This is a genomic window from Neobacillus sp. PS3-34, assembly GCF_030915465.1.
GTDB lineage: Bacteria > Bacillota > Bacilli > Bacillales > Cytobacillaceae > Neobacillus_A.
Genome location: NZ_CP133267.1, coordinates 854,036 through 866,394 on the forward strand (window position 1 = coordinate 854,036; position 12,359 = coordinate 866,394).

Consider the following 12,359-nt stretch of genomic DNA (forward strand, 5'->3'; position numbering starts at 1 on the left):
TTAATTAATCCTCAGCAATCCAAGTACGAAGCAGCTTCGCAAAATCCTCAGGTTTTTCTTTTGCCATCTTTTCCAATTGCTTTCTCCGCAGAGAGTTTTCAGTTTCCTGTTCATTGTTTACGTCAGGAACAAAAATAGGTTCTGAAGCAACGCTTGCCATTTCCTGTTCCTCTTGTTGTTTCTTACGGGAACGCATAAATAAAATTAATAACAGGATAATAATTGCTAACAATACACCGCCAACTGCATATATCCACCAAGGGATTGATAGCTGTGTTGATTCGGCAAATTTAATTTTTCCGTTGAAGGGCTGGACTGAAACCAGGATTTTATTCTGAATGGCTGCATCCGTTAAATCGGTGCCTTCCTTCTTATCTATAGTAGTCCGGACAATCGTACCTAACATTTTGGTGATATCATCCACCCTAGCCTGAGGAAGCGAAGTTGGATCATTTGGTTTAGGCGGTTCTACCATTACCTGGATTCCAAGGTCCCTTACCTTATAAGGGCTTTCAGATATTTGTTTTTTAATGCGGTTGACTTCATAATTCATTTTTTCTTCTATTTTTTCATAATCACCATCGGAACTGCTTCCATCAGCAGCATAGGTCGATCCCGGTGTATCCCCTGAAGTTTCAGCAGCTGGCGTTCCTTTTGCGGCTGCGCCTTTCCCGGTAAATGTTTCCGTTATCTTTTGTGCGCTAATGGCAATTCCCTTCATATTTTCCTTATCCACTGGTTCGACGAGATTTTCTTCTCTATTTTCCTGGGTGTAATCGATATCGGCTGTTACAGACACCACAACTTTATCCTGGCCCATCAATGTGCCGAGCATGCTTTGAACCTGGCGCTGAACATCCCGTTCAATTTGTTTTTTAATTTCGTTCTGTGCAGTAAAGGAATTTCCAGGAATAGAATTTTTTTCATTATTTAGGTCAAAATACTCAAAATATTGGTTCATGATGACGATATTATCTGTAGGAAGGTTTGGTACACTTTTAGAAACCAACTGATAAAGTGATTTAATTTGCTCGTCCCTGAATTGGTATCCCGGTTTCGTGTTCAAAACAATCGACGCGGATGCTGATTCATTTTTATCACTGACAAAAATTCCTTTTTCAGGAAGGTTAATCATTACCTTTGCATCCTGTACCCCGTCAATTCCCTTTATTAAATTGGCAAGCTCTGTTTGCATCGCATCAAGCTTAATTACTCCAAATTCTTTATCGGTCGTTCCAAGGCCAGCATTTTGACTAAAAAAAGAATAATCGATATTTCCTGATTTAGGCAGGCCTCTGCCGCAAGTTCTACCTTAAGGGAGTCCGCTTGATCTTCTGGAACTTTGATTGTCGTTCCCCCATCTGCGATTTCAGATTGAATTCCTTTGGAATCCAGGCTTTGTTTGATGGTGCCCGTTTCCGTGGGCGAAAGATTGCTATAAAGCGGAACTAGTGTGGTCCTCCCGGCAAAATAAGAAGAAATGCCGATGACAAGAGCAATTAGTAAAAATGAGCCGATATAAATTGTTTTTTGTTTTTTGGTCTGACCGGACCAAAAGCTATTTAACCTATTTATATAATTCTTAACTGATTCCATCTTTTTCCCCCGGTTATTTGACTATTCTCATTGGCAGTTAATAACCGCTTTCCATAATGGTTTATAGCGATAAACTACTAAACTTGCATTCTCATTATTTCCTGGTAAGCCTCAATGACCTTGTTGCGAATTTCTAATGTAGCCTGCATTGTAATGCTGGCTTTTTGAGCAGAAATCATCACCTGGTGCAAATCTATATTTTCACCTTTGGCCAATTTATCGGTTAATTTATCCGATTCAAGCTGAGTTTCATTTACTTTATTAATTGATTCCTTCAGTACGGACGCAAAACTATTCTGAGCTTCGAATGCTGTATTAGAATTGCTTGGTGTCTGGCTTGCTGCTGGTGCAAAAATCTGTCTGACAGACGGAAAATTCACATTAACCATTTATTTTCACCCTTTATTTTCCTAATTCTAGCGCTTTCATCATCATGCTCTTTGATGCATTAAAGACTGTTACGTTAGCCTCATAAGAGCGTGTAGCGCTGATTAAATCGACCATTTCGCGAAGTGGATCGACGTTTGGAAGCTCAACATAACCATCCTTGTTAGCGTCCGGATGCTCCGGATCGTATACCATTTTAAACGGCGTTTTCTTGTCTTCTTCTATTTTGGATACTTTGACTCCACCACCTGCGTTGCCATTGTTCATGGCGACATTTAGGAAGGAAGAAAAGGAGGAAGTTCCTTCTGGCTGGAATTCTACCGTTTTTCTGCGATATGGCTCCCAATAGCCCTTAATATATGTGCCATGATCCCATCTTCCCTTAATATATGTACCCCTTGTGGTATCGACATTTGCCATATTGGAGGAAATGACGTCCATCCTAAGCCGCTGTGCGGTCAGGGCTGAAGCAGTCGTATTCATACTCTGAAATACCGACATTTTTATTTCCCTCCTCTAATGACATTCTGTAATGTTGAGAACTTTCCATTTAACCGTTCAATTAGCGCATTGTAATAAATTTGATTTGTTGCAAGATTAGACATTTCTTTATCCATATCGACACTGTTGCCGTTATGGTTGTACTGAACATTTCTTTGAGTAATAATCCCCGTTGAACTGGAGGAACTATCGGAAAAATCTATATGCCTGTTATCTGTTCGATAGGTGTTAAACGAGGTATCAAGTTCATTCTGGAGAACCGCTTTAAAGCTTACATCCTTTGCTTTATAGTTAGGTGTGTCTACATTAGCAATATTCTGAGAAATAACCTTCTGTTTCAAGGATGAATAATCGAGCGCCCTTTCAAGGGTCGAAATATTTGAAAAAAGATTCAAAGGATACACCTCTTTGAGAAAAATGTAAAATAATGGAGATATATGAAGATAATGTTCATTTTGTAACATTCTTATTACTAATTGTAATGAATCTGCAATAGTCTGTCTATGTAAAATCGTTTCATTTTTATCATTCCTTTGACCTATTTTGTCGGAATAAAATGGATTTTGTCCATATATTTACAGTGTTTCTCCCTATTTCACTGTTTTCCGAGCCGAAAGTGGCATAGCCAATCCAATTGTCGATTTATGTCTCTTCTTAATATTAATATATTTCTGTTAAAACGCATTGGGTATAATGTCCTGATTTATCCTTGGAAATAAATTCCCAAACACCATCAAAGAATTCATATTCTTCAAAAACATTCAGTCGTTATTCGAAAAGCTTAGCATTAGAAATATCCCTTGTAAATTTAAAGAGACAAAAAAACCCCCTCTGGATGACCTGCTTCCGGAGGGGGCTTTTTCATTACTTATTATTTTAGTTAGATCTTAATTTATCTAGCTCGACTAGGAATTTATCGTTCAAGACCTTAATATATGTTCCCTTCATTCCCAATGAACGTGATTCGATAACACCTGCGCTCTCAAGCTTTCTTAAAGCATTAACGATAACAGAGCGAGTGATGCCTACGCGGTCAGCGATTTTGGAAGCAACCAGAAGTCCTTCGTGTCCATCAAGCTCTTCAAAAATATGCTCAATCGCTTCAAGCTCACTGTATGAAAGAGAACTGATTGCCATTTGAACTACAGCCTTGCTTCTTGCTTCACCTTCAATTTCTTCTGCTTTTTCACGAAGAATTTCCATACCTACAACAGTTGCACCATATTCACCCAAGATGAGATCATCATCATGGAATTTTTCATGCAAACGAGCAAGAATAAGGGTTCCTAAACGTTCGCCTCCACCGATAATTGGCACAATTGTTGTTAAGCCATCCTTGAACAATTCCTTGTTTTCAACCGGGAACGCAGTGTACTGGCTTTCTACATCAAGATTAGAAGATGTCTCCTGAATATTGAATAGGCCTTTTGTATATTCCTCTGGAAATTGGCGGTCTTCAAGCATTTGTTTCATTCTCTCGTTTTCAATTTGCTGATTGATAGCAAAACCTAAAAGCTTTCCACGACGGCTGACAACAAAAACATTCGCCTCGATTACATCACTAAGTGTTTCAGACATTTCTTTAAAGTTAACAGGCTTTCCTGCTGCCTTTTGAAGCAAGGCGTTAATTTTTCTCGTTTTAGTTAATAAATCCATTTTGATTCTTCCTCCTATATACTGCGGCCATTATATTATTTTTGTATTAAATCTATATTTAAGTACGGTCATCCTTGAAAAGGACTTAAAGCATCACTCAACTATTACCCATAACACCCAGCCATAAAACGGCTGAATTAAAGGATAAATTGACTCAAATCCTTATTCTTCGAGATAGCACCAAGCTTATCTTCTACATATTGAGGAGTGATTGACACTTTTTCCATATTAATATCTGGAGCTTCAAATGATAAATCTTCAAGTAATTTTTCAAGAATTGTATGAAGCCTTCTTGCTCCGATATTATCTGTGTTCTGATTAACTTCAAATGCCACTTCGGCAATCCTACGAATAGCATCGTCAGAAAATTCAATTTGTATACCTTCAGTTTCTAATAAAGCCTGATATTGTTTAATTAATGCATTATCTGGTTCAATTAGTATCCTGAAGAAATCTTCTACAGTCAGCTTTGTCAGCTCAACCCGGATTGGGAAACGCCCCTGCAATTCAGGAATCAGATCAGACGGCTTTGCCATATGGAAGGCGCCAGCAGCAATGAACAGGATGTGGTCAGTTTTTACAGAACCATATTTCGTTACAACCGTTGATCCTTCTACAACCGGAAGAATATCTCGTTGGACACCTTCACGTGATACATCTGCAGAAGATCCACCTGAATTTTTGCTGGCTATTTTATCAATTTCATCGATAAAGATAATTCCAGCCTGTTCTGCACGAAAAACAGCATCCTGTGTTACTTCATCCATATCAATCAGCTTTTGAGCTTCTTCGTTTGTTAAAATTGACCTTGCTTCACTGACTGTCACTTTTCGTTTCTTGCGTTTTTTAGGCATAAAGCTGCTTAGTGCATCCTGCATATTCATACCCATTTGCTCCATACCAGACCCTTGGAGCATATCAAACATGGAAGGCTGCTGCTCCTCAACTTCCACCGATACCACTTCATCCTCAAGCTGTCCCATCGCAAGCTTTTCGCTGATGATTTTCCGCTTTTCATTCACAGAATAATCATCGGCGCTGTTTCCTTCCGGTTCTGGCTGCGAATTGCTGCCACCAAATAACATTTCAAGAGGATTTTTATAAGTGTTGGTTTTTTTGCTGGAAGGGACAAGCAAGTCAACCAGCCTGTGGTTGGCATTTTGTTCTGCTCTTTCCTTTACACTGAGCATTTTCTCTTCTTTTACCAGGCGAACCGATGTTTCCACAAGGTCCCTGACCATAGATTCGACGTCCCGGCCAACATAGCCGACCTCTGTAAACTTTGTCGCCTCGACCTTTATAAATGGAGCTCCTACCAATTTAGCCATTCTCCTGGCGATTTCGGTCTTTCCGACACCAGTTGGCCCGATCATTAAGATGTTCTTTGGAATGACTTCATCCCTTATTTTTTCATTTAACAATCCACGGCGGTATCGGTTTCTCAGTGCAACTGCAACAGCTTTCTTTGCATCCTTCTGCCCGATTATATATTGGTCTAGTCTTTCAACTATTTGGCGGGGGGTTAAATTAGTCGTTTTTCCCATCGATTCTATCTCCTTCCCGATTAGAGCTCTTCCAAAATAATATTATGGTTAGTATATACACATATTTCAGCAGCAGTTTCCAGTGATGCTTTTGCTATTTCTTTAGCTGTCAGATGGTCGCCTGCATATTTTTTCAAGGACCTACCTGCAGATAACGCATAATTTCCACCAGAACCGATTGCCAATATACCATCATCCGGCTCGATTACCTCACCTGTACCGGAAACAAGAAGCAAATCTTCCTGGTTCATAACAATTAACATGGCTTCAAGCTTTCTCAATACTTTATCACTGCGCCATTGTTTGGCGAGCTCCACAGCAGCTCTTTGAAGGTTTCCATTATACTCTTCCAGTTTGCCTTCAAACATTTCAAATAAAGTAAAGGCATCTGCTACGGATCCTGCGAATCCCGCAAGTACCTTTCCATTAAATATCTTTCTTACCTTTTTTGCTGTGTGTTTCATCACAACTGCATTTCCGAATGTCACCTGGCCATCGCCTGACATTGCGCATTTACCTTTATGATGGATTGCAAATATTGTAGTGGCATGAAATTGGCCCATCTCTGGATTTCCCCTTTCAGGAATATTGTTACAACGTTTAGAGATAGAAAAGAAAAGAAATTCATTATCGATTAAAAGCACCATAAATCCCCCAAGGGCAACAGAAAAGCTGCTGCCTTATGCCCTTGGATGATGTGACATATACGTCTTCCGCAAATGTTCATTTGTGACATGGGTATATATCTGAGTTGAAGATAAAAAAGCATGCCCCAGCAATTCCTGAACACTTCTCAGGTCTGCTCCATTATTCAAAAGATGTGTGGCAAACGTATGCCTGAGCATATGAGGGTGAATTTTTCCATTCAATGCTGAGTTCTCAATCATTGTATTTAATACCGTTCTTACTCCCCTATCTGTCAAGGGGCTTCCTCGGTGATTTAAAAACAAGGTGTCATTTGTTTCTTTTTGACCCATCAGTTTTTTTGACCATCGTTTATGTATCGATCCAGCGAGTCTGCCGCAAAGCTTCCAAAAGGAACATACCGTTCCTTATTTCCCTTTCCATGGACAAGGACAGTGGAAAGATAGAAATCCAAATCCTTAAGACGGATTTGACAGCATTCACTCACCCGAATCCCGGTTGCATATAATAGTTCAAGCATTGCTTTATTTCTTTGGCCAATGGGGTTTCAGTCTCACAGCTCTGAAAAAGAAGCTTTAATTCATCTTCATAAAAAAACTCCGGCAGCCGTTTTTCAGCCTTAGGTATGCTGACAAGTGCAAAGGGATTTTCTTCAGTATGTTTCTCCCGGACCAAAAATTTATAAAAGCTTCGCAGGCTCGAAATTTTCCTCGCTACCGATTTTCTTGCTAATTTCCGATCATACAGCCTTGTTAAATAGAGACGGGCATCAAGATACTGGACACTAGTTATGTCAGAAATCGCTTGTTCAGTCATGAACATAATAAAATCACTAATATCATGATGATAATGTTCAATAGTATATTGTGAATAATTTTTCTCAATTTGTAAATATTCAATAAACAACTTTAAAGAAACGTTCACATTTCCCATCTATATCACCTCACAAGGGCTAATAAAGCTTAACATAATTCATTAGCCCTTGCAATAAATTTTACAAAACTTTCACAAAGTTCTGAATTGTTTCCAATGCTCTGTTTGCGTGCTCCAAATTGCGTTCCTGCTTACCCTTTATTCTCACTGGCAGTTCCGGAAATAAACCGAAGTTCGCATTCATTGGCTGGAAATTTTTCGAATTTGCCGTCGTAATGTATCTAGCCATACTGCCGATAGCCGTTTCAACTGGAAACTCCACCGGTTTCTCACCAAGTGCATAACGTGCTGCATTCATACCTGCTACTAATCCGCTTGCTGCCGATTCAACATATCCTTCCACACCAGTCATTTGGCCTGCAAAGAAGAGGTCCTCACGATTGCGGAACTGATAGGTTGCTTTAAGGACTTTGGGAGAGTTGATAAATGTATTTCGGTGCATGACACCATATCGGATAATTTCCGCATTTTCCAATCCCGGAATCATTTGAATAACTTCCTTTTGAGCCCCCCATTTTAAATGGGTTTGAAAACCGACAATATTAAAAAGTGTTCCCGCAGCATCATCCTGGCGAAGTTGAACTACAGCGAATGGCCTTTTCCTGTACGGGGATCATCAAGTCCGACTGGTTTCATAGGGCCAAATAGCATGGTTTTCTTGCCTCGTGATGCCATTACTTCTATTGGCATGCACCCTTCAAAGAAAATTTCCTTTTCAAATTCTTTTAACGGAACGGTTTCGGCTGTGGTAAGGGCTTCATAAAAACGTTCAAATTCTTCCTCTGACATCGGACAATTTAAGTACGCGGCTTCGCCCTTATCATACCTGGATTTTAAGTATACCTTTTCCATATCGATACTGTCCTTTTCAAGGATTGGTGCTGCAGCATCATAAAAGTATAAATAATCTTCTCCAGTCAGCTCTTTTAGCTTTTCGGAAAGAGCTGGGCTTGTTAATGGCCCGGTCGCTATTACCGTTGGGCCCTCTGGTATTTCGGTTACTTCCTCATTCATTACTGTGACATTTTCATGGTTTTTCACCAATTCTGTAACCCGGGCAGCAAATTCATGACGATCAACTGCGAGTGCCCCGCCGGCAGGTACTGAACATGCATCAGCCGAAGCAATAATAACTGAATCAAGCAATCTCATTTCTTCCTTCAAAACGCCCACTGCATTTGTTAATGTATTAGCCCGTAAAGAATTACTGCACACCAATTCCGCAAATTTATCCGTATGGTGGGCAGGTGTTTGTTTAACAGGCATCATTTCATAAAGGCGTACCTTTATTCCTCTATTGGCTATCTGCCAGGCAGCTTCACTTCCTGCCACCGCACCAATTACATTTACTACTTGCTCATTCATGAACTTAACCTCCTGCAAAAAATAATGGACTATTATTCCAAGGGGAATATCTCATATTACTATTATCATTTTATCTACTTTCCCTTATGCCCATCGTAATAGCACATTTAAATACGATGAGAAACGAAAAAAGTTTCATAAGCATGTAGAACAATACAGTTTCTATCATTTTTCCCTGTTATTAGGAAAAGTTGTCCTTACCTTTAAAAAAATGAAAAGAGTGAGCGTGGAGCTCACCCTTAATTTTGCTGTTCTTCCTTGTAGTCACATTCCGTACATTGGACCTGGACACCTTTTTTTAATTTCTTTTCAACAAGAAGGCTTTCACATCTAGGGCAGCTTCTTGGTAATGGCTTATCCCAGGAAATAAAATCACACTCCGGAAAGCGGTCGCATCCATAAAAAAGGCGGCGTTTTTTGCTTTTCCTTTCGATGATGTTACCTTCTTTACATTTCGGACAAGTTACGCCTATTTCTTTAACAATAGGCTTGGTGTTCCGACAGTCAGGAAAGTTGCTGCAGGCCATGAATTTTCCGTAGCGGCCCATTTTAAATACCATAGGGTTTCCGCATTGGTCGCAGTCTTCTCCAGCAGGTTCATCTTTAATCTCGATTTCCTGCATTTCTTTTTCCGCAACTTCCAAGTGCTTCTCGAAATCCTGATAGAAATGGTCAATAATTTGCACCCAGCCAATTTTTCCGGCTTCGACATCATCAAGATCTTGTTCCATCTTTGCAGTAAACTCAACATCTAGAATATCAGGGAAGAACTCAAGAATCAACTCTAAAACAATTTCACCTAGCTCTGTTGGAATAAATCGCTTATTATCCAGAGCTACATATCCACGTTTTTGAATCGTATCAAGTGTAGGCGCGTATGTTGATGGGCGCCCTATTCCCAGCTCTTCCAGGGTTTTGACGAGCCTTGCTTCTGTATACCTTGGAGGCGGCTGAGTGAAGTGTTGTTTTTTATCAAAATCTTTTTGAATTACTTCATCGCCTTCTTTTAAATCAGGAAGCATTTTATCCTTTTCCTCGACCTGATCATCAGAACCCTCAATATAAAGCTTTGTAAATCCTGGGAACTTTATCTTAGAACCAGTCGCCCGGAAAATCACATTTCCATTTAGCAAATCGACGCTCATTGTATCCATTACTGCCGGCGCCATCTGGCTTGCAAGAAACCGCTCCCAGATCAGTTTATATAGCCTCAGCTGGTCTCTGGATAAAAACTCTTTCAGGCTGCTTGGGTCACGAAATGTTCCTGTAGGCCTTACCGCTTCATGCGCATCCTGTGAGTTGGTTTGCTTTTTCTCTTTGCGTTGCTCTTCTTTAAGGTAATTCTCTCCATATTCCTCTTTTATATAGCTCGCGGCCTCTGCCTGGGCGACTTCTGAAAGCCTGGTAGAATCCGTACGCATATAGGTAATCAAACCGACAGTGCCTTCCTTGCCTAGATCTATCCCCTCATACAGCTGCTGGGCAAGCATCATTGTTTTCTTCGCCCTGAAGTTAAGCTTTCTGGCTGCTTCCTGCTGTAGGGATGAAGTCGTAAAAGGAGGAGCTGGATTTCTTTTTCTTTCCTTCTTCGTAACAGAAATGACCTTAAATTTATTGCCCTTGATTCCTTTTAAAGCCGCTTCTACATCCTCGCTTGAGGATAGAGCTACTTTTTTATTGTCGATCCCATAGAAGGAAGCTTCAAAATGCTCTTTGCCTTTGACAAAATTCCCTTCAATCGTCCAATACTCTTCAGGTTCAAACGCCTTTATTTCTTTTTCCCGGTCAATAATCAAACGGACTGCAACCGATTGGACACGCCCTGCACTAAGTCCTTTTTTCACCTTTTTCCACAAAAGCGGGCTGATATTATAACCTACGAGCCTATCAAGGATTCGGCGTGCCTGCTGGGAATCCACAAGATCCATATTAATAGGGCGTGGGTGCTTAAAAGATTCTTTTATCGCATCTTTTGTAATCTCGTTAAAAACTACACGGCAATCAGAAGAAATATCCACGTCAAGACTATGAGCCAAATGCCAGGCAATCGCTTCCCCTTCACGATCCGGGTCAGCTGCGAGATAGATTTTTTTAGCTTTTTTTGCAGCGGATTTCAGCTCTTTGAGTACAGCCTTTTCCGCGAATGGTAATATACTTTGGCTCATAAGAATTCTCTACATCTACACCCATTTGGCTTCTTGGCAAATCCCGAACATGTCCCATGGATGCTCTCACTTTATATTTTTTTCCCAAATAACGTTCAATCGTCTTTGCCTTTGCAGGCGATTCCACGATCACGAGAAATTCTGACATTCATTCATCCTCCTTGAGAGGGATTTAAGAAAGTGTGCAAGTATCCAGTTCCTCTGGGAGGATACCCATTCTTTATTTAGCTCTTTCCTTCTGTCATTTCTGTAAACAATGGCTTTAGAAAAAATGAATACACTAAATACCTAATCCCAAAAATTCCTATTAAATCCTCAATATATATTTTGATTGTTATTTGGCGGCCATTGAAAAAGCCGGAATAAACGTTGAAACAAATATTCATTATTATTGATTAAAAGATTAACACCTGTCAATGGAAAAGGAGTTAACCGTTTTCAATTCAAACGTCGACCTTCACTTTTTTCCTTTTTCTGTGAAAACGTTTTTTTGAGTTATCTGTTGCAAAATGTATAACAGATTGAAAATAATTTCAACCTTTTTCTGAAAAATCTCTTGCAATTTTGTAAATACCTGCACAAAAACTTCATTTTTAATGCTTATTCCCTATTCAATGCCTTCGTATACGGTAAAATTCCATTTTTATTAATAATTTATTGCTAGTACTTTATTTCTGCTAAAATATCTTCTGCAATAGTTACCAATTTTGCCCCCTGCTGAATTAATTCATTCGTTCCAATTGAATTGACATTGAAGATGCTGCCTGGCAGAGAAAAAACCTCACGTCCCTCATTTACGGCAAAATTCGCTGTAATGAGTGAACCGCTTTTCCTTTTTGCTTCTATTATTAGTGTTCCTCTGCACAATCCACTGATAATTCTATTCCTCGCCGGAAAATGCCAACGCAATGGCTTTGTATCAGGGGGATATTCAGAAATAATAAGCTGGTTTTTCATTAATTGCCTTGCTAGATTCATATTTTCTTTCGGATAGATGTGATAGAAGCCTCCGGCTATTACTGCGATTGTTTTTCCATGGTTAAGAACTGCACATTCATGCGCTAATGCGTCAATTCCCTTTGCTAGGCCACTGACAATAACAACGCCTTTTTCAAGCAAGGGTGGAAAAAGAAATTGAATCGCATTTTTCCCATACTGGGTTGCCTGCCGGGAACCGACGACAGCAAGCTTTGGTTCCACATTGAGGATAGAAAGGTCCCCCTTCGCGAATAAAGCCCATGGTGGCTGGTAAATTTCTTTCAGGATAGCCGGATACTCTCGATCAAAAAGAGTGATGACTGATATTTCATTTAATTCATACTGCCTGATTTGTTCATGTATTAATTCTGCTGAAATATTATTGGAAGAAATGTGGCTGTAGGTTTTAAGAGAAGAACAATGGAAGAGGTCATCCGTGGCCAGCTGAGGGCTGAGAGAGAGAGTTGGATCTTTTTTTAAGAGCCGAAAGATTGTATTCCAGGATATATTGGGATAATGAAGCAAATGAACGAGACGCCTTTTAAAGTCGTCCATAACTAAAACCTCCTAAAAAAGATTTGGCAAATTA

Annotated in this window: 7 protein-coding genes and 4 pseudogenes; all 11 read right to left on the reverse strand. The window is 39.8% G+C overall.

Annotated features, from left to right (window positions below; genetic code table 11):
* Positions 1-4: 4 nt before the first annotated feature.
* Positions 5-1,596, reverse strand: a pseudogene (gene fliF / locus RCG23_RS04250) (flagellar basal-body MS-ring/collar protein FliF).
* A gap of 77 nt (positions 1,597-1,673) precedes the next feature.
* A complete protein-coding gene (gene fliE / locus RCG23_RS04255; protein WP_308178728.1) occupies positions 1,674-1,985 on the reverse strand; it encodes a flagellar hook-basal body complex protein FliE in 312 nt (103 codons plus the stop codon).
* A 13-nt stretch (positions 1,986-1,998) separates the two neighbouring features.
* Positions 1,999-2,484 (reverse strand): flagellar basal body rod protein FlgC, encoded by a 486-nt coding sequence (gene flgC / locus RCG23_RS04260; protein WP_308178729.1) that lies wholly within the window; start codon positions 2,482-2,484, stop codon positions 1,999-2,001.
* A 2-nt stretch (positions 2,485-2,486) separates the two neighbouring features.
* Positions 2,487-2,879, reverse strand: a complete 393-nt coding sequence (gene flgB, locus RCG23_RS04265; RefSeq protein WP_308178730.1) for a flagellar basal body rod protein FlgB — start codon at positions 2,877-2,879, stop codon at positions 2,487-2,489.
* Positions 2,880-3,360: 481 nt separating this feature from the next.
* Complete coding sequence (gene codY, locus RCG23_RS04270) at positions 3,361-4,140, reverse strand: GTP-sensing pleiotropic transcriptional regulator CodY (protein WP_308178731.1); 780 nt, start codon at positions 4,138-4,140, stop codon at positions 3,361-3,363.
* Between the two features lie 137 nt (positions 4,141-4,277).
* Complete coding sequence (gene hslU, locus RCG23_RS04275; RefSeq protein WP_308178732.1) at positions 4,278-5,684, reverse strand: ATP-dependent protease ATPase subunit HslU; 1,407 nt, start codon at positions 5,682-5,684, stop codon at positions 4,278-4,280.
* A gap of 20 nt (positions 5,685-5,704) precedes the next feature.
* Positions 5,705-6,247, reverse strand: a complete 543-nt coding sequence (gene hslV, locus RCG23_RS04280; protein ID WP_308178733.1) for an ATP-dependent protease subunit HslV — start codon at positions 6,245-6,247, stop codon at positions 5,705-5,707.
* Between the two features lie 117 nt (positions 6,248-6,364).
* Positions 6,365-7,262: pseudogene (gene xerC, locus RCG23_RS04285) on the reverse strand (tyrosine recombinase XerC).
* Between the two features lie 61 nt (positions 7,263-7,323).
* Positions 7,324-8,627: pseudogene (trmFO, locus tag RCG23_RS04290) on the reverse strand (FADH(2)-oxidizing methylenetetrahydrofolate--tRNA-(uracil(54)-C(5))-methyltransferase TrmFO).
* Between the two features lie 239 nt (positions 8,628-8,866).
* Positions 8,867-10,940 (reverse strand): annotated as a pseudogene (gene topA, locus RCG23_RS04295) (type I DNA topoisomerase).
* A 512-nt stretch (positions 10,941-11,452) separates the two neighbouring features.
* Entirely contained in the window at positions 11,453-12,325 is an 873-nt protein-coding gene (dprA, locus tag RCG23_RS04300; protein ID WP_308178734.1) for a DNA-processing protein DprA, read from the reverse strand.
* Positions 12,326-12,359: the final 34 nt, after the last annotated feature.